The organism is Moraxella nonliquefaciens, assembly GCF_001679005.1.
GTDB classification, from domain to species: domain Bacteria; phylum Pseudomonadota; class Gammaproteobacteria; order Pseudomonadales; family Moraxellaceae; genus Moraxella; species Moraxella nonliquefaciens.
The window spans coordinates 48,064-69,096 of the sequence record NZ_LXTW01000032.1; the positions used below are offsets into that span (position 1 = coordinate 48,064).

Genomic DNA, 21,033 nt, shown 5'->3' on the forward strand with positions numbered 1-21,033 from the left:
TATGATTATCAGCCAAGCCATGTGCGAGCATTTAACGGTATTGACGGTGGATAGTGAAATTATAAAATATCCCATTGAATGTATTAGCTAATATGAAAACATTAAAAATCGCCGTCCTAGTCTCTGGCAATGGCTCAAACTTACAAGTTTTAATTGAGCATATGCAATCGGGTAAGTTGCCCATCAAGATAGTCGCTGTCATCAGCAACAAGGCGGATGCTTATGCCTTAGTCCGTGCCAAAAATGCCAATATTGCTACCTTTGTCATTGATAAAAACGAACAGGGTAAAACCTACAAACGAGCCCAATTTGAACAGCTTGCTCTTCATGTATTAAAGCCGTTGGGTGTGGATTTGGTGGTACTGGCAGGGTTTATGAAAATCTTAACGCCACTATTTATTAATGGTGTAAAAGATGGATTAAATGCCTCCATGATAAATTTGCATCCGTCTTTACTTCCCAGTTATAAAGGGTTGGACACGCACGCACGAGTGTTACAATCAGGCGAGCGGTATCATGGCTGTTCGGTACATTTGGTAACAGCCAAGCTTGATGCAGGGCAAATTCTTAGTCAGGCGGTGCTAGAAATCCACCCCAATGACACACCTGCCACGTTACAAAACAGAGTCCACGCCCTAGAACATATGCTCCTGCCATGTACGATAGATTTTATCGTTCGTGGTGTGATAGATGTGGACAATGTGGGCGATGCTTATCGCTTTTGGGGGCAGTAAACCGAGACCAATAATTAGGTTGGCATTTATGACGATGACCTTGATTGTTATGATAAACAATATAAATGGGCATGATAAAATCATATCATGCCTATCTGTTTTGTCAAAACAAAAAATTATTTCAAACAATCCTTTTATTTCAAATAATCCTTCAATGCCTTCGCCTGCTTATCAGCATTACCAATATAGGTGGCAGGGGTTAGTTCGGTCAGGCGTTCACGTGCATTGGCAGGAACAGCAGACAGTTCATCGCTGTTTACAAAGTCTGTCATCATCTCACGAGTCATCATCTGACCACGAGTGAGGGCTTTTAATTTTTCGTATGGTTTTTCAATATTGTAGCGTCTCATCACAGTCTGAATGGGTTCAGCCAGCACTTCTTGGGCGTGATCTAGGTCATCGCTTAGGCGTTGTTCGTTGATTTGTAGTTTGCCAATGCCTTTTAAACATGCTTCAAAAGCAATAAGGCTTTGGGCAAAGCCTACGCCCATGTTACGAAGAACGGTTGAATCGGTCAAATCTCGTTGCCAGCGTGAGATGGGCAGTTTTTCACCAAGATGAGACAATACCGCATTTGCCAGACCAAGGTTGCCTTCTGAATTTTCAAAATCAATGGGATTTACCTTGTGAGGCATGGTTGATGAGCCTACTTCGCCATCTTTGAGCTTTTGCTTAAAATAACCCAGCGAGATATAGCCCCACACATCACGGTTAAAGTCAATCAAAATTGTGTTAAAACGGCGTAATGCGTCAAAAAGCTCCGCCATATAGTCATGTGGTTCAATCTGCGTGGTATAAGGGTTGAAGGTCAAATCCAAACTCTCTACAAAATTTTGTGAATGCTTTATCCAGTCAAGGGTTGGATAAGCAGACAAATGGGCGTTGTAGTTACCAACAGCACCGTTGATTTTGCCAAGAAGTTCTACATTTTTAAACTGCTTTAATTGGCGATGCAAGCGATAAGCGACATTTGCCATCTCTTTGCCAAGCGTGGTAGGACTTGCGGTTTGTCCATGTGTGCGAGAGAGCATGGGCGTGCTGGCATGGTTATCGGCAAGTTTGGCAATCTCATCTATGATGGTTTGCATGGATATTATTAGAACATCACGACCTGATTTTAGCATGAGAGCGTGCGATAGGTTGTTAATATCCTCGGAGGTGCAAGCAAAGTGGATGAACTCACCTGCATTTTTTAGCTCATCAATGTCGCAAATTTTCTCTTTTAAAAAGTACTCTACTGCCTTGACATCATGGTTGGTGGTGCGTTCTATCTCTTTGATTCGTAAGGCATCCTCTTCGCTAAAATTGCTAATTATGGCATCTAGTTTGTCATTGGTCTCTTTGCTAAATGGCGTGATTTCACCAATATCAGGGTGCTTTGCCAAAGCTTGCAACCAGCGAATCTCAACGGTAACACGGGCGTGAATGAGCCCAAATTCGGACAGATATGGACGCAGAGCATCGCATTTGGACGCATAACGACCGTCAAGGGGAGATAGGGCGGTCAAGGCAGAAAAAGACGGCTTGGACATGGAGTTTTCCTTTAATGGTGAAAATGAATGGGTTTGGTGGGGTTTGGATTTGGTGGTAAAAGCCTATAAATCACACATGAATGATGTCATTTAATCTCAACCGTTACGCCCTCTTGGACGTTGGCATACAGCTCTAACACGTCCCAGTTGGACAAACCGATAGAGCCAATCGGGGTAGGCTGTCCGAGTATCTCAGGATTACTCACGCCATGAATGCCATAACCTGCTTTATCCAGACTCATCCACACCACACCAACAGGGCTGTTGGCACCGGGGGGCAGGATGAAGGTCTGTTTGGTGTCATCTTTGGTAACGGTGGCACGATAATGGGGCATTTTCACCTTGCTGTTTAGGGTGTATGTGCCTTGTTCGGCAGGTTTTTTGCTGCTGCCAATTGTGGCAGGGTAACTTGCCATGAGTATACCACCTTGATAGGCGGTAACGGTGTTTGTGGTGGTATTGGCGATAATTTTGTCAAAACCATATTCAAAAGCATCTTTGGTATTGACCACGGTAATGCTCTCACCTGTCATGAATTTTTTGTTGGGGTTGATTTTGGTCAGGTAGTCAATACGCATGTGAAAGCGTTCGGCAAGTTTTTCTTGAATGCTTTCATAGCCTAAGCTACTTAGCTTGGAGCGAGCAACAACGCTGTTTGGTAAGCTGCTAAATTTGCCCATGTCATCTTCGGTGATGGTGTAGCTAACCAACACATCATCTGCCCCCATACTTAGGGCGTCCCATGTTTCTTGATTCATCTTACCAGTGGCGGGCAGGTTTTTCATGCGTTGGAAGTTGGCAAGGGCGTTTTTACTGTGATTGCCCCAACCGCCATCAATCGCTCCGACAGAGGCATGATTTTGGTCTAGCAGTACTTGAATCTTGACCGTCATGGCACTATTGACATTCATGTTGGGCGACCATGTGGATTCATTGACGGTTTTGGCGTATTCAGATAAGTTTACTTTGGTGTAGCTTTTACTTGATTTGTTGGGATTGTTGATGACGGTGGTGTCATCGTTGGCTTTTTTGGCGTTAATTTGGCTGATGCTATCGCTGTCATCGGTGGTTAATAAGGTGGGGTCAAAGGCGTTTTTTGTCCCTGATTTGGTGGCTTGAACATCAATTTGAGCAAAGGCGGTCATACCACAGATGGCAAATATGGATAAAGTTAATGTGGTCAGTTTTTTAGCATAGAACATGGCAAAAATCTCATTTTATCAGCAAAAACGTTGCTTATTATGCGTGAAAACGGCATAAATGACAAGGGCACACAAGTAGGATTGTTGTAAATTTTGTGTTATCCATTCACCTAAAAAACCATCTCCAAACGGTTAAATATCCCCAAATGATGGTCTCGGTCTCGGTCTTTGTTGTTGTAATAACTGATGTCTGTCTGCACAAACAGCCATTTTCGCCATATGGGTTGGCGATAGCTGGCATAAGGGCCATAAACATCCAGCTCAAATCGTTTATCCACAACATCGCCCCCTGCGTATATGCCATAACCAAACGTCCGTGTGCCATGTTTGCCATCTAAATGATGCTGTTGATACAGACTGTTGCCCCATGCACTCTCTTCGGTGTCTTTATGGGTGTAGGATAAGTGTGTGCGATTGATGAGTGTGCGATGCTTGGATTGGGGCTGGCTAAATTCAAGCGTGGATAGGGCATAATGTTCGCTCTTGGTGCCGTAGCGATACATTTGCTCAAAGCGGGCGTGAATGCGATGGTCAAGATTCCACTTTTTTTGGGCGTGTAATTTTAGATACAAATCATCAGAACGCAGACCAATATCAGCATCGGTATCTACACCGATATCATTTTGAAACTTTGACCAACGCAGAGCAAGTGATGTGTTATCTTCACGGTTTTGGCGACGGTTAAAGGCATTATTACCATAGGTAATAGCACGTCCGTCATTATGAATGCCACCGCCATGTTCCAAATCTAGCTTGTCATCACCAATCATCACGCTTAGGCGATTTTCTAGTGTTGGTAATTTGATGCGTCCACGAATGCGAGGTTTGATAGTTGTGCCATCATATTCATTATAATGGGTGTCAAGCATAAGGCGGATGGAAGCATGGGCAGGCTCATCCAAATCGCTTACCCCAAACCAACCATCTACGTGTTGTGCGGTGTGATTGAGCCAATTTTTGGCATCATCTCTGGTATCATCTAGCCATGTGCTATTGCCAAATTGCAAGATGGGTTCATCTGTTAATGCCATGGTGTCGTTGGCGTAAGCAAAGATGGGCAGAGCAAGACAGGTTAGTAATAAAGCAAAACCAGAGATGATGGGAGACATAAAAATACCAAGCTGTCAAAATTTATTCAAATTGTATCATATTATCACAATATTATTATCATCACAATATCTTGATGAGAGCGATGGGGTAATAGGGTGTCATCACCCCAGTTTCTTTTTCTTAATCAGCACCAACACCGCCCCATTGCCCCCATCGTTGGCAGGAGCGGAGACGAAAGCCATGACCTCGGGGATTTGGCGTAACCAACCATTGACGCAAGTTTTGAGAATGGCATCTGTGCCTTTACCGTGTACGATTTTGACCACGGTTTCGCCATGTTTTAGGGCGTTGGCGATGATGGTTTGGACGGCATCTCGGGCTTCATCAATGCTTGACCCATGCAAATCTAGTGCATCATACCAACGCAGTTTGCCTTGTTTTAGTTGCTCAAATACCTTGTTTTGTAAAGTTGGGTGTTTATGGCTTAAAAATGCTTCACTTGCCACAGGATTTAGCAGGGCTTGCATGTCAGATAAGTTGGTTTGGGTTTTCTCATCACCGCCTTGGGCATTGGCACGGCGAAAGAGAGTGGTTGGGTCTTTGGGGTTGGTTTTTTGGGTGTGATTGACTGACTTTTCGTGTTTTAGGGGGCGCACACCATTCATCGCTTGCATGAACAGTACTTTATCATCATCGATGAGTTCACTGCCAAAGCGTTTGACTTGCTGGGTGACTTCTTTTTTGCCCATGACGTTGGCACTGGTAGGTTTGCCGTTGCTGTCGCTTTTAGAGTTTGTGGAGAGTTTGCCGCCCATCTCTTTGAGCTGGGTTTGGGCGTCTTTGGAAAGCAAATCTTTAAATGTGGTCATGATGATGCCTTGTTGTCGTGTTTATGGGTTTTGAGAGATTTTTTGTTTGATAAAACCGATTATAATTGGCAATACGCTAAATCCAATGATCCCAAAAATCACATAAGTAAAATTATCCTTAATGACAGGCTGATTGCCAAAAAAATAACCAAGAAGTACAAATGCAACAACCCACAAAAACCCACCAATAACATTATAACTGATAAATCGCTTGTAATTCATGCTTCCTGCACCTGCTACAAATGGTGCAAAGGTGCGAGCAAAGGGCAAAAAACGGGCAAAGATGACAGTCTTACCTCCGTGGTTTTCAAAAAAGGCTTGGGTCTTGAACAGATATTCTTTGTTGATAAAGCGGTAATTTTTCTCAAAAACTTTTGGCCCGATGTATTTGCCAATGTGATAGTTGAGCGTATCGCCTAACACCGCCGCCATAAAGAGCAGGGCAATAAGCAAGGCAAGGTTTAACTCACCTGTAAATGCCGTCAATGCCCCAACGGCAAACAATAAGCTGTCCCCTGGCAAAAAGGGCATGACAACCAAGCCTGTCTCTACAAAGATAATCAAAAATAAAATGCCATAAATCCACAAGCCATAATCCGCCAAAAATACGGACAAATGCTCATCAATATGTAAAGCAAAATCAAAAAGTTGCAAAATAACGTCCATGGCGGTCAAGTGGTGATAAATGGGGGTAAATTATAACAAACTTTGGTAGTTAGGTGGCATATTTTGATAAATTTTCTGTGAAATCTCCCTTTTGTCTCCAAAATTTCACTTGTTGCAATCACACCAATGCCAACAAGGCTTAACGTCTAATCACTGACCAAATCACATCGCCCAATGATAATGGTAAATAGATAATGGTAAATCTCTGCTGCCTCATCACCATCAGAGTGTATCGGTCATGACCGAATAGACCTGCATGCCGATATCATCATGTAAGTTTGGCAAATCAAGCAGTACCAATGCTCCAAGCACATCATGCCCTGCTTTTTTGCACAAAAGTTTGCTTGCCTTTAATGTTCCCCCTGTGGCAAGCACGTCATCAACCAGCAGTATTTTTGATTTGGGGGTGTCTGCTCTGATTTCTAGCATGTCGGTGCCATATTCTAAATCATAGCTTTGACGATAAATGGGAGGCGGTAGTTTGCCTGCTTTACGAATCAGCAAAAGCGGTTTGCTTGTGCGTCCTGATAAGAAACTGCCAATGACAAATCCTCTGGCTTCGGTCGTAGCAAAGCACTCTACCTCATCAATCATGCCATCGGGTAGGGCGTTTAAGAGTTCGTTAATGAGTTCATCAATGTGCCATAACAGAGGCGTGATGTCATAAAAATCAATGTCAGCCTTAGGGAAGTTGGGAATGGTGTTGATGATTTGCCAAAAAGGGTGCATGCGTGTCATAATCCCTCTTAAAATGATAAAAAATCACATGGTATAAGTTGGATTGGTGGATTCTATTTCGCCAGCAAGCAGACGCTCAATTTCATTTTTAAGTTTTAGGCTGTTGGGGTCGGTACCAAACTGCATGCCAAAACCAGCAGGCTTGCTAAGTGTGCCTTTTTCATTAATCCATACGATTTTGCCATTGAGCGGATAGCGTTCGGCGGAGCCGGGCAAGGTAAATGCCACAAACACATCTTCGCCAAGATTGTGCTGTCTGGTACTCGGCACAAAAATACCGCCGTGAGTCACAAAAGACAGATAACTGCTGTGTAGGGTTTGGGTGTCAGCGATATTGCAGGTTAAAATACCGCCACGAATGGGCATTGCCATAACTTTTCCTAAAATCAAAAAATTAAAATCAAAAAATCAAGTTAATCTTACCAACACCGTGATTTAAAGCATCATGATTTGGCAAAATTGACCGCCAAAAGGTGGACTTTGACAGTGAAGTGTGATGCTATCTGGGTGTTTGGCTAATGTTGCCTACCTGAGCCTCATCATCTGGTAAACCTAAGCCAATGTGGCGTGTATTGCCTGTATTGCCAGTCTTTGGAGTGGTTGCTTCGGTGGTGGTCTCAGGCAGAGCAATCTCTTGGGCGGAGGTGATGATTTGTGTGCGTGTTGTGCCATCATATTGACCGCTTTGATGGGTTGATGCGTCTTTGGCACGTCCAAATCTGCCAAAACTTACCGATGATAAGGCTTTTTTGGCAAAAGATTGGTTATTGCCAATATTGACCTGTCCATTTGCCCCAAGGTATTGGGGGTAGTTGATTTGGAGTAGGGTTTTGTATTGATTGGCAGTGTCGGTTAGCCCCAGTTTCTCATTACTGTAAGCCAATATGGCAATGGCCTCTGGCACGCCCCCCGATTGGGGAAAATATTGAAATACCCATTTGGCACGATTGGCAGCGGCAACATAAGCCCCACGCTTAACATACCAGCGTGCAGCGACCAGTTCATGTTCGGCAAAGTCATTATAAATCGCCCTCATACGTTGAGCGGCGTCAGGAGCATAAGCACTGTCTGGAAAGTATTGGATGAGGTTGGAAAAATCTTGAAATGCCAAACGCAAATAAGACACATCACGCTGTGATTGGTCAAGGTTAAATAGGCGAGATGCTTTGGGGGCACCTCCCATGTTGGTAACGCCTTGGACATATAGAGCATAATCTACGTGGCGACTGGTTGGATAAGAGCGGATAAATTCGGCGGTGCTCTTGATGACTGCCTCAAAGTCATTGGCACGATATTGGGCATAAATCAAATCAAGCAAGGCTTGTTCGGCATACTGTCCTGTTGGGTAGAAAGTGCGTAAGCCATTTAGGGCGGTCATGGCTTCATTGTAGCGATTTTTTTCAAGGGCGGTTTGGGCGTCTTGATAATAGCCCGTCTCTGATTTTTCGGCACTGGCGATGACATTGCTGTCTTTTTTGCCAATGCCTTTTAGGGTAGAACAACCACTAAGCAACAAGGCACAGGTCATGACGGCGGTCAAGGTAAGTTTGGCAGTTTTGTTCATCTTTTGTCCAATTTGCAATAAAATTTGAAATTTAAAAATTGCAAATAGTTTACCACAAAATTTTATGAATGAACAACACCAAAATAAAATCAACCATTTTTAACAAAAAATGCTAAAATGTTTATTTTAAAAAGTAATTGATATAATCATGAAAAAACACTCTTTTCATCATGCTAGCAATGACCACTTACTTGACTTGTCTGGTTTGTCTGGGTCGCACTTAGATGAATTTGATGATAAATTTGATAAAATAAGCTTATCAAAGCCACTCATGCAACGCCATACCGTTTGTGAGCGTGAGATTGGCACACGTTTAGATAAAATCGCCACCGACGTGTTTGACGGCTTTTCACGAGTGCAGATACAGGGTTTTATTGATGATGAGAGTTTGCTTGTCAATGACACGCCCCAAAAAAGCAAATACCGTGTCAAGTTGGGTGATATTTTGACTTTGTCTGCCATGCTTGACCATCACGGTGAAGATTTGCCCGAGGATATTACCCTTGATGTGGTCTATGCCGATGATGAGGTGATTGTGATAAATAAGCCTGTTGGTTTGGTTGTTCACCCAGGGGTAGGTAATCGCACAGGCACGCTAGTTAATGCCTTATTATATCATTATCCTAATAATGCCCATCTGCCACGAGCAGGATTGGTGCATCGTATTGATAAGGACACATCGGGGCTACTCATCGTTGCACGCAGCAAAACCGCCCAACTTGATTTAACCGAACAATTAAAAGACAAATCGGTCTATCGTGAATATCAGTGCATCGCCACAGGTGCTCCAAATGACATTTTACGCCATGCCACAATAGACGCACCGATAGGGCGACACCGCATTCATCGCACTAAGATGACGGTAACGGACAGCGGTAAACCTGCCATCACGCACATCCTATCCGCCACGCCACTGGGTACGCATTATAGCTTGCTCCATGTTCGCTTGGAGACGGGGCGTACTCATCAAATCCGTGTACATCTGTCCCATATCGGTCATGCCCTGCTTGGTGATAAAGTTTATGGTACTCTGCCCAAATCAGGGCTTATGCCTGCCATTTATCAAGCAGTGATAGACTTTCCCCATCAAGCCTTACACGCCCACAAACTCGGTTTTATCCATCCAACCACAGGCAAAGCACTGGCATTTAGCTGTGATATGCCATCTGACATGGCGGATATGATGAGAGTTTTGCAAGATTAAATAAATAAGACTAAAAAGAAAGATTGTCATGTTTGATATATTATACCAAAACGACCATGTACTCATCATCCAAACCCATGCAGGTCAGTTTGACAAATGGGGTGATGATTTGTATGGCTCATTTAATATGGGGCGACACGTTGGTGATGACGGTGAGCAGGTACTGATGAAACGCATGGCGTTAATGGATGAATTAAATCACATGACCGGCGGTCAAATTCATGAGATTTGTTGGTTAAATCAGATTCATAGCGATATCGTGGTGCATCCTGCCTTTGCCATGTCGCCCCAAGATGCTGATGCACTCATTAGCGATGAGATGGGTGTGGGGCTGTCTATCATGACCGCTGACTGTGTGCCAATTGCTCTTTTTAACCACGCTAACCATCATGATGCTCAAATTGCTTGCATTCATGCAGGTTGGCAAGGGCTAACCAAAGGCATTATTAAAAATACTTATCAAAAGTTTACCAATAAAACCAACATCAAAGCCGTCATCGGAGCGTGTATCAGCCATGATAATTATGAAATTAACAAAACCCTAGCCCATGACATCATTAACCAAGTGAGTGATAAAACCTTAGTGGCATTGACAGTTGATGAATTGTATCAAAATATCATCACGGACAAAGACGATGATAAATGCTTGATTGATATTGTAAAATTAACCAAATTACAACTGTCCCATTTAAATATTACGGTCATAAACGACACCGTTCCTTGCAGTTATGCTAACCCCAAATATTATTCATACCGCCAGCAAATCCATGCCAAAAAATCTGCCACAGGACGTATGGCGACTGTGATTGTTAAGTTATGATAGTCCGTGATAAACACAATAGCCTAAAACTTCTGTTCATGTGGCATGGCACGATACTGCCCAAAGTGCTACCGATGATTATTTTGCTGATGGCGGTATCCATGATAGCGTGGGGATTGTCGCATTATCAACTCTACACCGTCAAAAACGTCCCTGCGGTTGGCTTTACAGTATTTGGTGTGGTGCTGTCTGTCTTTTTGGGATTTAGGAATAATGCTTGCTATGACAGATGGTGGGAGGGGCGTAAACTATGGGGTGCCCTGATTGCCAATACTCGCCATCTGTCTCGGGACAGCCATTTTTTGGGCGATGATGACAGGCAAGCGTTGCTGATGGACATGCTGATTTTTGTCAACTTATTCAAAGACCGACTTCGTCACCAAAAACTGCCGATGGATAGGTTTTCTGATTATCTGATTATCTCCGATAAAGACAAAGATGAATTAAATACACTCATCTTTCATCACATCAACGCTCCACAAGTGGTGTTAGAGCGAATGCAACGCCGCCTAATTCATGCCGTCAAATCAGACCAAATCAGCGACATCATCTATACCAGTATCCAACGCCACATCATTGAAATGGGTAACATCCAAGCAGGGTGCGACCGCATCAGTAGCACGCCTTTGCCGCTCGTTTACTCGGTACTACTACATCGGGCGGTATTTTGTTTTTGCTGGATGTTGCCATTTGGCATTGAGTCGGTATTGGGAGGTTGGACGCCGTTTTTGGTGGGACTGCTTGCCTATATGTTTTTGGGGTTAGATGAGCTAAGTGCCCAGCTAGAAGAGCCGTTTGGCATGGCACAAAATGATTTGCCCCTAGATACGATCACACGACTCATAGAGCGTGAAACTTTGGCACTCATGGGGGTGGGGACAGATGAGTTACCACAGGCGATGGGTGATGATGGACGGTTTAATTTTTTGTAAACTCATCATGAGCAAATCTTATGTTTGCCCATGATTGGTTGATCAGACGTTATAAATTTGGTCAAAGATTTCCCAGTAAACATCATCTTTTAATGATTCTAGTGAAAATCTCTCCCTGTCCTCTGGCAGAGCAATGATATAGGGCAGGCGTGCCAAACTTTGACTTTCGTTGGCGATGGCATAGTGGCGATAGTCTTCATTAATCTCAAAGTCAGTTTCATACTCCATATACACCATCGCCTGTTTGTATTTTTTGGCGTGGCGTATAATGTCTACAAAGAACGTTTCGTTTAAGTCTTTTTTGGCTTCTTTTAGCTCTTCTATGGTGTATTTGGGCTTGCCAAAACCCAATTTGGCAAAAAAATTACCAGATGATTTTTTGTTATCATAGGTTTTGACATCGGCGATGAGTTTTTCTAACTCCGCCATGTTATTCATCCCCTCTTCATAACTGTTACGAACTTCTATCATCGCCTGACTGAGTTTCTCTTTGAGTTCTTGGGAGTTGATGGTAGGGTCAAAAATCACCTTTCTGTTTTTTTGGAACAATACATCAAATGCCAAAACACGCAGTTGTAAGTGCTGAGCAACAAAAGCATGACGAGCCAGTGGGTGCATTCTAAAATTTTTAATCAATGTGAGTAATTCATTAAAGAAAATATTTAAACGATGAAATAAAAATTCTTGGTCAAATTCAGAGCTTTTGGCAATGCTTATCATGGTTGGCAGTTGTCGTAATACCGAACTGGTGAGTAACTCTTCAAAAGTAATGATGCGTCTGGCGATGATTTTTTCTGCACTGCCACCGTCTGCTGCAAATGTACTGTCCATCAAAATGGGGGCGAGTTGTTTTTTAAGTACTGTTTTAAGATGAATGGCGTATTTTTTAAGTTCATCAGAGATATTGCGATCAAGGCTAAAAATGCGATTGACGAATTTTAGCATGACCGCTTGCACCTCAGGATTATCACATAAGAGTTTGGGAAGTGCCAAAGCGTTAAAATAACTAAATCCTCCCGTCACCTCTTCGGTCAAAAATCGTCGCAATGAAAAAGGGTTACTGCCTAGGGTATCAGGTGGAGAAATGATGAACCAAATATTTTTGGTCTCAACAATGAGCAACTTGCGTTCAACGGATTGTTTTTGGATGAATGCTGGAAAATGGGTAATGCCATATAAATCCAAATCCACCGCTTCTAAAAAGTGAAAATCTCGTCCTTGAATGAGTGATTTGATAAAAACTTCTTTGATAAAAATCTTAAAAGTATATTCATTAATTTGCCGGGTATTTTTGGGCATTTTAAATGTGATGGTGTCAATCCAATCAGCAATTTCATACAAAGAGGCAGCTCTGATGGCGTTACGTTGTTTGTGTTCGTGTCTTTCGGAGCTTATCGGAACTTTGTCAAGATAGCTTAGGGCGGACTCTAACTCATCGATGAACAAGAGTGCATCATAGGATTGTGGTGTATCGCTTGGGGGGGGGTAGCTTGGTAAATGTCTTGCAAAAGATGGGCAGCTTTGATGAGCTGTTTGTTGTGTAAAGCAGATGATTGTAAAATTTGAGCGAGCGTCTTTGGTTTTTGGGCGAAAAATTTCCCTGCACTCTTGCTGTAAGTGATGCCCTTGGGTGATAAAATGGTGTTTTTAACGATGGTTTGCGACTCTTCGTCAAGCTGTGGTATAATCTCTTCTAGAATCTCTTGCCAATCTGGGCTTAGGGTAGGGTCAATGCCTGTCAGCCGATTGATGGCGTCTGTATTTAGATTGTAAATGTTTTGCATAAAACCGTTTCCATATTTCCGTTTGCTTTAATAAAATTATATTGTAACATAAGTGTGATAAAAAAATCATTATCTTTTTACAAAATTTATTCTAAATATTTACAAAACTGACCAAAGAGGTCATGGCGGTGAACAGGTTTTGATGCAAAGAGCAACTAACAAGTAATAATCAGCAGATAAAAAGGCAAATCATGAACAAACAAGACATTTTAAACAGTCTCACCCCCAATATTGTCGCCAAATTTCGCAGTGCCATTGAAATTGGTAAATGGGATAATGGTGTCCGTCTCACGGACGAACAACGCCAAACCTGCATGCAGGCGGTCATGGTGTGGGAGCATGAATATTTGCCCATAGAGGAGCGAACAGGTTATATCCAAAAACCCAAAGATGACCTAGGTAATACCGTAGGCGAGGACTGTGATGTGGAGCATGAGCATCACTATCCTAATGTAGAGTTTTCTAATGTAGAGTTACCTGTGAAGTTTAAATAAGGTGCTTTTTATTAAGGTGCTTTTTATCAAAGTGGGCGTTACCAAAGGCAGGTGCATTCATCACGCCAATATCCGCCACAGCACAAAAGCCAACGCCAGCACATGAAATATCACACCCACCCACCAAATCGGCACGGTCAGCCCAATGGCGATGAAGCTAAAAAATCCCCCCAATGCCATCTGGTCATGGCGTTTTTGGTTTAAAAAGTCGGCTCTTAGGGCTTGGATTTCTCTAAGCTGCTTGTCTTGACGAGAGCCCATCATGGCAAGCGATTGCATGCTTTGGGTAGCAAGTTTGGGCAAGTCGGTGGCAAAGAGCAAATGTTCGGGCAGTTTGTCATAAAATGTATCCAAATGACGCACAGGGTCAAGCTGTGATTTTACCCAATCGGTCAAAATCGGTTTGGCAAGCGACCAAATGTCAAGCGCAGGATATAACTCACGCCCGAGTCCTTCAACATGAATGAGCGTTTTTAATAACAACATGAGCTGTGGCGGTATGCTCATCTGATGACGGCGAGCGATGTTTAAAATCTCAAATAATATTCCTGCAAAATCAAGCTCACTCATGGGTTTGGACACCATGGGGCTGACTGTGCGAGCCATATCAGCGATGAGTGCGTGCTTATTAGTAGATGGTGGTATCCAGCCTGCATGACTGATGATGTCCACAAGGGTGGTGTAGTTGCCATTCATGACTGACAGGAGCATGCGAGCGACGATAAGCTGGTCATCTGGGGCAAGCTGTCCCATAATCGCACAGTCTAGTCCAAGATAACGGGGCTGTGCGACCGCTTGCCCATCAGGCATGGTTTCCACAAAGATGTTACCAGGGTGCATGTCAGCATGAAAAAAGTTATCACGAAACACCTGAGTGAAAAATATCGTCAAGCCATTTTTGGCAAGTAACGCACGGTCATAGCCTAATGCGTCAAATTTATCAGTTTGTGAGATTGGCACACCAAAAATACGCTCCGAGACCATGACCGATTTACTTGCCATATAAACTTCGGGGACATAGATGAGTGGTGAGTTTTTGAAGTTGTCTCGCATGCAAGTGGCGTTGGCAGCCTCCAAGGTCAAATCAAGCTCATTTAGCATGATTTGACGATAATCCTCCACAATGCTTATAACATTCACCGCCCGAGCTTGCATCATGCGAGCTGACAAATAACTGGCAAGCTCCCTTAATAACTCAAAATCTTCGATGATGACAGGGCGAATGTCAGGGCGGACGACTTTGACAACCACCTCACGACCGTCAGGCAGGCAGGCTGTATGCACCTGAGCGATACTGGCCCCAGCAAGTGGCTTATCATCAAAGCGACTAAAAATCTCAGTGATGGGTTTGCCCAATCCTGTTTTGGGGTTTTCTATTTCATCTTTTAAAATCTGAACGTCAAAGGGGGCGACTTTGTCTTGTAGTAGCGATAACTGGGCGATGATGTCAGGGGGCAGCAAATCGGAGCGAGTGGATAGCAGTTGCCCAAGTTTTAAGAACAGTGTCCCCATCTCTTCTAAGGCAAGTTTGACCCCCAAAGGATTGTGTGATTTGCCAAGACTTGCTGGGTGCATTCTGATGAGTCGTGCCAGTGCATTAAGTTGTGGTACGTTAGCAATATGCGTATCTAGGCGATATTTGGCACAAATGCGATACAGGTCAAACAGGCGATTTTTATAAGAGATGAGCATGGTTTTGACAAAATTGGGTTTAGATCAAAGGCAAATTTGTTGATTAAAAATGCCTTTTTAGGTGAAATGTCGGAGCGTGTGATTTTACCTATGATTTAAAATCAGTCTATAAACAATCAATCTATAAACAATCAGCGAGCCTTAAAACCACGATGCACCGCCACGATACCGCCTGTTAAATTATGATAATCACAGTTGATAAAATCCGCCTGTGTCATCATGGTTTTTAGCGTGTCTTGATCAGGGTGCATGCGAATGCTTTCGGCAAGGTATTGATAGCTTTCACCATCTCCTGCAACTACTTTACCCATAAGTGGTAGGGCGGTGAATGAATATAAATCATAAGCTTTTGATAACGGTTCAAACACAGGCTTGCTAAATTCTAACACCAAAAGTCTGCCACCTGGTTTTAGCACACGGTGCATGGCTTCTAGGGCTTTTTGTTTATCGGTAACGTTGCGAAGCCCAAAGCTGATGGTGACCAAATCAAATGTGTTATCGGCAAAGGGTTCTAAGGTTTCGGCATTGGCAAGTACAAAATCAACGTTATTACAGCCTGCATTGATAAGACGAGTGCGACCAACTTCTAGCATGGATTGGTTGATGTCAGATAAGACCACACGCCCCAAGCGACCAACTTTGCGACTAAATACTTTTGCCAAATCGCCCGTACCACCTGCAATATCAAGGACATGCTGTCCTGCACGCACACCACTCATTTTGATGGCAAATCGCTTCCAAAGCCGATGAATGCCAAAACTCATCAAGTCATTCATGATGTCGTATTTTGTTGCAACCGATGTAAATACCTGTCCGACCTTGGCTTCTTTTTCATGAGCATTGATGGTCTGATAGCCAAAATGAGTGGTTTCGCCCACATTGTTGGAGTAGTGATTGTTGGTGTGTTGCCCATTAGTTTGGGCATTGATTTGAGCATCATCGCCGTTGGCAGGGGTTTGCATGGCGGATTGTCCTTGGGGTTTGCCTGTGGGTAGGATATTAGGGTTGGTAAAGTTATGGTTGGTCATGGCTGTTTTTTTCCGAATTTAAAATAAGAACACAGTTATTATACGCTAATTTGGATGATAATGGGCGTGTTTTTAAAAATTGTTGCAAGATGGACAATCACTCACCTGTGAATTTCATGGATGATGGCAAGTTCATTTGCCACAAATGGTACGGTAAAATCATCAATGCGTTTTAAGGGTTTTATGGCAAGCAGTCCATCTCCAATAAAGTCATATAATGGCTGATAGCCGTTATCATATGCCATGCCTTTGGCAAGTTTGAAAGCATTTTGTAGGATGAAAGAATTAAAATATTGATAAGACTGCTCACACACCTCTTTGATGGCGTAGACCTGAGTGATGCGTTCATCTTTGGCATTGACGTTTTTGTATACATCGTACATGAGTGCATCATTAATGCCTGTGCTTGCGTAAGCTGTGCCAAAATCATCCAGCAAGGAGCTTGCCAATGCCAAATCAAGAGCGATGGCATCTATCGCCAAACGTACGCCCTGCACGCCTGCTTTTAGAGCATTGCTGGGGATGAGTTTTTCAAGCCTGCCAGAGCCATTTAGGGCGTTTACCCCTGCGGTTAAAAGTTGGTCAGCGAGCACATCAAAATCATCATTGCCATAAATGCGTTCAATGAGATAATTGGCAAGTGGGGTGGTTTTGTCATCAGTAAATAGAGCATGATTGGTGCGTTTAATGCGTGCCTTTTGCCATGCTTGCACGTCGCCAAGTGCCTGTTTTAAGATGGGGCTTGTGTGATGGGGCAGGGCTTGATAGGCTTTTAGCATATCGACTAGGGTTTGGATTTGGGACATGGTGTTAATTTTGTTGGTGGGTTAAAGTGGGGTTAAATGGGTTAAGGCTGAGTTAAAAGTTGGGTTAAAAGGTCGGGTTTGTGGGCTTGATGGTATTGTTTTTCACAAGGCGTGCAGAGCCAACCCCTGCACTCCCATTTTATTTAAAATCATGGCGATTTAAACGGTTTTGCTACCATAAAAATACCAACTGGTCGGTTTTTATTAAACGCTCTCGCCACGCCACAAATCGTCCAAGCTCTCACGCTCACGCACAACCCGATGAGAACCGTCATCACACATCACCTCAGCAGGTCTGGGGCGGGTGTTGTAGTTGCTTGCCATGACAAAGCCATACGCTCCTGCCCCTGTGATGGCAAGGGTATCGTCTACATTTAGGGCAAGGGTGCGATTTTTTGCCAAAAAATCAGATGATTCGCACACCGAACCGACAACGTCCCAAACTTTGGCGGCAGCGATGGTGGATAAATCAGTGGGAATGACTGCCATGACAGAGCCGTATAGGGCAGGGCGTATGAGTTCACACATGGATGCGTCTACGATGGCGAAATTTTTGTGTTCAGTGGGTTTTAGTACGTCCACGTTGGTTAGGAGCATTCCTGCATTGGCACAGATATTTCTGCCAGGTTCTAGGTGTAGACCCAGTCCATATTTTTTTTGTAAATCAAGCAGTTTGGGCAGTAGGGCATTGGCATATTCGCTCACACTGGCAGGGGTCTCATCCACATAACGCACGCCCAAACCTCCACCTAGGTCTATATGGTCTAAGGTGATGCCCTGTGTGTGCAATGTGTCAATGAGTTCTATGATTTTATCCAACGCATCCACAAAAGGTTGCGTGTTGCTAAGCTGTGAACCGATGTGGCAATCTATGCCAATGATATCAAGATTTGGCAAAGTGTTGGCAAAATGATATGCGTCTATGGCGTTATCATGACTGATGCCAAATTTGTCCTCTTTTAAGCCTGTTGAGATATAAGGATGGGTTTTGGCATCTACATCAGGATTGATACGCAAGGCGATGGGGGCGGTTTTACCAAGGCGACCTGCTATCTGACTGATAAGCTCAATCTCACTCATCGCCTCCACATTAAAACACCCAATCCCTGCATTTAGGGCGGTGATGATGTCATTTTTGGTTTTGCCCACGCCTGAATAGACAACTTTTTGTGCCTGTCCGCCTGCTTTTAACACACGGGCAAGTTCACCTACCGATACGATATCAAAGCCTGCCCCTGCATGAGCAAGTGTGGCAAGTACGGCAAGGTTTGAATTGGATTTGACCGCATAACAAATTTGCACATTTGACAGTGGGGCAAAACTTGCCACATAGGTACGGTAATTGGCAAGTAGGGCATTTTTGCTGTATACATAAAGCGGAGTGCCATAGGTTTGGGTCAGGGTTTTGGTGCTGACATTGTCAATAAAAAGCGTGTTGTCTTGATAATGAATAAAGGGTAAATCTGCCACATGCGTGTGTGGGTCTATCGTCAGGGTTGGATGTTTGGTGCTGTCTGCCATGAGTTTTTTCCGTCAAAATGGGATGGGCAAGATGAGATTATTTTAACAAAAAAAATCTGATTTGCCATTTTTATTTTAAAAATAATTGGGATTTGGGCAAAATGTATGACGATTTTTTCATATATTCTTCACATATTTTCATATAAATCATTTTTCAATTTTGTATCATTCAATTTTATATAAAAAGTTATTTTGTGATAAAATGACCCAAAAATTCACCATTTGACATCATGACCATAACCACTGATACCTTTAAAGACAAATTCATCGCATGGTTACAACTCATCCGCTTTGATAAGCCTGTGGGGACGGAGCTTTTGTTGTATCCAACCTTGTGGGCGTTGTTTTTGGCAAATGCCAGCATAGAGCGATTGCCGAGCGTGGTGCATGTCATCATTTTTACGCTTGGGGCGTTCATCATGCGAGCGGCAGGCTGTGCCATCAATGACTTTGCTGACCGCAGGGTGGATGCACAGGTGAAACGCACCAAAAATCGCCCACTTGCAGATGGACGATTGACAGCAAAGACGGCTGTTTTAACTTTTGTGGGACTGTCTGGATTGTCAGCATGTTTGTTGTTTTTTTTGCCTGTGCAGGTGTTTTATTGGTCACTGATAGCACTGGCTCTTGCTTTTATTTATCCATTCACAAAACGCCATACACACTTGCCACAGGTTGTGCTGGCCATGGCGTTTGGTTGGGCGGTGCCAATGGCATTTGTGGCGGTTAATAGTGAACATGGGCAAGGCGGTGTTGGTGTGGTAGGTTGGCTTGTCTTTGTTGCTTATATGTGCTGGACGGTGGCGTATGATACGATGTACGCCATGTGCGACCGTGATGATGATGTTAAAATTGGAGTTAAGTCTACCGCCATTTTATTTGAGCGGTGGTTTGGCGATAAGGATGTTTATTTTGTCATGGCATTACATGGTATATTTTTGGTCATCATGACGGCACTGGTGCATCACTTTTTTGGATGGTGGTCTGCCTGTGGGTTGGCGATGGGTTTGGCGGTGTTGTTTGCCATACAATATACAAAAATCAAAACTCGTGAACGCCTAAATTGCTTTACCGCCTTTTGTCAAAATGCGTGGGTAGGACGGTATGTGTTTTTGTATGTGGCATTGCTGTCGCTTATGATGTATGGTTAGCTTGCAGATAAAATCAGATAAAATAAGGCAAAAAGACTGGGTGTCTGTTACCCAATCTTTGCATTTGTCCCATCAATCACCCCACCCCCTAAGCAAATGTCGCCATCATAAAACACAACCGATTGCCCTTGTGTTACCGCACGCTGAGCTTCATCAAACACCACTTTGACTTTATCGCCTGTCTCATCAAGGGCAAACACCGTACAATCTTGGTCACTCTGGCGATAGCGGGTTTTGGCGGTGCATCTAAAACCTTGCTTGCCAAAAATCTGAACAGGGGGGGCAATTCCCCAATCCAGTTTATAAGCGGTGAGTTCGTCAGATTGTAACATGGCGTGGTCATGCCCCTGTCCGACGATGAGACGGTTATTTGTCAGGTCTTTGTGTAACACAAACCACGGCTCTTCAGGGCGATTTGCCACACCGCCGATGCCAATACCGCCACGCTGTCCGATGGTGTAATACATCAAGCCATCATGTGTGCCGATTTTTATGCCATCATCGGTGTAGATATCGCCTTTTTGGGCAGGTAAATACTGTTGTAAAAAATCTTTAAACTTGCGTTCGCCAATAAAGCAAATCCCTGTGGAGTCCTTTTTGCTGGCGGTGATAAGGTCATATTTTTGGGCAATGGCTCGCACTTGTGGCTTTTCAAGCTCACCGATGGGAAAAAGTGTCTTAGCGATTTTGTCGCCCCCCACAGCGTGTAAAAAATAACTTTGGTCTTTATTGGTGTCCAAACCACGCAGCAACTGGGCCCTGCCATCTTGACCAAAACCACGGCGTGCGTAATGTCCTGTGGCGATAAAATCTGCCCCAAGTCCAAATTGTGGCCCAGACGCATAATCCAAAAAGGCTTTAAATTTAATTTCTTTGTTGCATAAAATATCAGGGTTTGGCGTGCGTCCTGCTTGATATTCTGCCAAAAAATGTTCAAAAACATTGTCCCAATATTCCATGGCAAAGTTGGCGGTGTGTAATTTAATACCGATTTTATCCGCCACCGCTTGGGCGTCGGCAAGGTCAGTCATGGCGGTGCAGTATTCACTGCCATCATCTTCTTCCCAGTTTTTCATAAACAAGCCTTCAACATGAAAGCCTGCTTGTTGTAACAAAACAGCCGATACCGAGCTGTCCACACCGCCAGACATGCCAACGATGACTTTAATGTCTTTGGGGGCTTTGCCATAAAATTGGGCAATATCAGATAGACGGTAGGCGTTCATGGTTGTCTCTTTTTATCAAA

At 43.6% G+C, this 21,033-nt stretch carries 21 protein-coding genes; 6 read left to right on the forward strand and 15 right to left on the reverse strand.

Annotated features, from left to right (window positions below; genetic code table 11):
* The first annotated feature begins 92 nt into the window (after positions 1 to 92).
* Positions 93 to 734, forward strand: coding sequence for a phosphoribosylglycinamide formyltransferase (gene purN, locus A7456_RS07285; protein WP_067009134.1), 642 nt, complete (start codon positions 93 to 95; stop codon positions 732 to 734).
* Between the two features lie 134 nt (positions 735 to 868).
* On the opposite strand, the gene purB is transcribed toward purN, so the two are convergent.
* The 8 genes from purB to A7456_RS07325 all read right to left on the reverse strand — a co-directional run bounded on the left by purB (position 869) and on the right by A7456_RS07325 (position 8,355).
* Entirely contained in the window at positions 869 to 2,266 is a 1,398-nt protein-coding gene (gene purB, locus A7456_RS07290) for an adenylosuccinate lyase (RefSeq protein ID WP_067009136.1), read from the reverse strand.
* A gap of 86 nt (positions 2,267 to 2,352) precedes the next feature.
* Positions 2,353 to 3,468 carry a L,D-transpeptidase family protein gene (locus A7456_RS07295; protein WP_067009139.1) on the reverse strand — a complete coding sequence of 372 codons (1,116 nt, stop codon included), beginning with the start codon at positions 3,466 to 3,468 and terminating at the stop codon, positions 2,353 to 2,355.
* Between the two features lie 110 nt (positions 3,469 to 3,578).
* Positions 3,579 to 4,577 (reverse strand): hypothetical protein, encoded by a 999-nt coding sequence (locus A7456_RS07300; RefSeq protein WP_067009142.1) that lies wholly within the window; start codon positions 4,575 to 4,577, stop codon positions 3,579 to 3,581.
* Between the two features lie 102 nt (positions 4,578 to 4,679).
* Positions 4,680 to 5,387, reverse strand: a complete 708-nt coding sequence (locus A7456_RS07305) for a Smr/MutS family protein (protein ID WP_067009145.1) — start codon at positions 5,385 to 5,387, stop codon at positions 4,680 to 4,682.
* Positions 5,388 to 5,408: 21 nt separating this feature from the next.
* Positions 5,409 to 6,041: a DedA family protein gene (locus A7456_RS07310; protein WP_067009916.1), complete on the reverse strand. Its 633-nt coding sequence runs from the start codon at positions 6,039 to 6,041 to the stop codon at positions 5,409 to 5,411.
* Between the two features lie 234 nt (positions 6,042 to 6,275).
* Positions 6,276 to 6,791 (reverse strand): adenine phosphoribosyltransferase, encoded by a 516-nt coding sequence (locus A7456_RS07315; RefSeq protein WP_067009148.1) that lies wholly within the window; start codon positions 6,789 to 6,791, stop codon positions 6,276 to 6,278.
* A 24-nt stretch (positions 6,792 to 6,815) separates the two neighbouring features.
* Positions 6,816 to 7,163 carry a PilZ domain-containing protein gene (locus A7456_RS07320; RefSeq protein ID WP_066887281.1) on the reverse strand — a complete coding sequence of 116 codons (348 nt, stop codon included), beginning with the start codon at positions 7,161 to 7,163 and terminating at the stop codon, positions 6,816 to 6,818.
* Positions 7,164 to 7,290: 127 nt separating this feature from the next.
* Positions 7,291 to 8,355 (reverse strand): outer membrane protein assembly factor BamD, encoded by a 1,065-nt coding sequence (locus tag A7456_RS07325; RefSeq protein WP_067009151.1) that lies wholly within the window; start codon positions 8,353 to 8,355, stop codon positions 7,291 to 7,293.
* A gap of 148 nt (positions 8,356 to 8,503) precedes the next feature.
* On the opposite strand from A7456_RS07325, the gene A7456_RS07330 reads away from it, so the two are divergent.
* From A7456_RS07330 to A7456_RS07340, 3 genes are read left to right on the forward strand one after another with little or no spacing between them, the layout of a single operon-like run.
* Positions 8,504 to 9,559 (forward strand): RluA family pseudouridine synthase, encoded by a 1,056-nt coding sequence (locus A7456_RS07330; protein ID WP_082995499.1) that lies wholly within the window; start codon positions 8,504 to 8,506, stop codon positions 9,557 to 9,559.
* A 28-nt stretch (positions 9,560 to 9,587) separates the two neighbouring features.
* Positions 9,588 to 10,379, forward strand: coding sequence for a polyphenol oxidase family protein (locus A7456_RS07335; protein ID WP_067009154.1), 792 nt, complete (start codon positions 9,588 to 9,590; stop codon positions 10,377 to 10,379).
* The gene (locus A7456_RS07340; protein ID WP_067009157.1) at positions 10,376 to 11,311 is read left to right on the forward strand and encodes a bestrophin family protein; all 936 of its coding nucleotides are present in this window, start codon (positions 10,376 to 10,378) and stop codon (positions 11,309 to 11,311) included. Before A7456_RS07335 ends, A7456_RS07340 begins: the two co-directional genes overlap by 4 nt.
* Before the next feature lie 42 nt (positions 11,312 to 11,353).
* Here A7456_RS07340 and A7456_RS07345 read toward each other — a convergent pair whose 3' ends face one another.
* Positions 11,354 to 12,757, reverse strand: coding sequence for a hypothetical protein (locus A7456_RS07345; protein ID WP_067009160.1), 1,404 nt, complete (start codon positions 12,755 to 12,757; stop codon positions 11,354 to 11,356).
* Positions 12,739 to 13,095: a hypothetical protein gene (locus tag A7456_RS07350; RefSeq protein ID WP_066887297.1), complete on the reverse strand. Its 357-nt coding sequence runs from the start codon at positions 13,093 to 13,095 to the stop codon at positions 12,739 to 12,741. Before A7456_RS07350 ends, A7456_RS07345 begins: the two co-directional genes overlap by 19 nt.
* 191 nt (positions 13,096 to 13,286) lie before the next feature.
* On the opposite strand from A7456_RS07350, the gene A7456_RS07355 reads away from it, so the two are divergent.
* Positions 13,287 to 13,589, forward strand: a complete 303-nt coding sequence (locus A7456_RS07355; RefSeq protein WP_066887300.1) for a YeaC family protein — start codon at positions 13,287 to 13,289, stop codon at positions 13,587 to 13,589.
* A gap of 60 nt (positions 13,590 to 13,649) precedes the next feature.
* On the opposite strand, the gene A7456_RS07360 is transcribed toward A7456_RS07355, so the two are convergent.
* The 4 genes from A7456_RS07360 to lysA form a co-directional block, all read right to left on the reverse strand.
* Positions 13,650 to 15,281, reverse strand: coding sequence for an AarF/UbiB family protein (locus A7456_RS07360; protein ID WP_067009163.1), 1,632 nt, complete (start codon positions 15,279 to 15,281; stop codon positions 13,650 to 13,652).
* Between the two features lie 131 nt (positions 15,282 to 15,412).
* On the reverse strand, positions 15,413 to 16,309 hold the full coding sequence (gene ubiE / locus A7456_RS07365) for a bifunctional demethylmenaquinone methyltransferase/2-methoxy-6-polyprenyl-1,4-benzoquinol methylase UbiE (protein WP_066887306.1): 897 nt from the start codon (positions 16,307 to 16,309) through the stop codon (positions 15,413 to 15,415).
* Positions 16,310 to 16,410: 101 nt separating this feature from the next.
* Positions 16,411 to 17,115: an FFLEELY motif protein gene (locus tag A7456_RS07370; protein ID WP_067009165.1), complete on the reverse strand. Its 705-nt coding sequence runs from the start codon at positions 17,113 to 17,115 to the stop codon at positions 16,411 to 16,413.
* A 204-nt stretch (positions 17,116 to 17,319) separates the two neighbouring features.
* Positions 17,320 to 18,636 (reverse strand): diaminopimelate decarboxylase, encoded by a 1,317-nt coding sequence (lysA, locus tag A7456_RS07375; RefSeq protein ID WP_067009168.1) that lies wholly within the window; start codon positions 18,634 to 18,636, stop codon positions 17,320 to 17,322.
* A gap of 230 nt (positions 18,637 to 18,866) precedes the next feature.
* Between lysA and ubiA the strand changes: the two genes are divergently transcribed.
* Positions 18,867 to 19,787: a 4-hydroxybenzoate octaprenyltransferase gene (gene ubiA / locus A7456_RS07380; RefSeq protein ID WP_067009171.1), complete on the forward strand. Its 921-nt coding sequence runs from the start codon at positions 18,867 to 18,869 to the stop codon at positions 19,785 to 19,787.
* Between the two features lie 47 nt (positions 19,788 to 19,834).
* On the opposite strand, the gene mnmA is transcribed toward ubiA, so the two are convergent.
* Entirely contained in the window at positions 19,835 to 21,013 is a 1,179-nt protein-coding gene (mnmA, locus tag A7456_RS07385; RefSeq protein WP_067009173.1) for a tRNA 2-thiouridine(34) synthase MnmA, read from the reverse strand.
* Between the last annotated feature and the right edge of the window lie 20 nt (positions 21,014 to 21,033).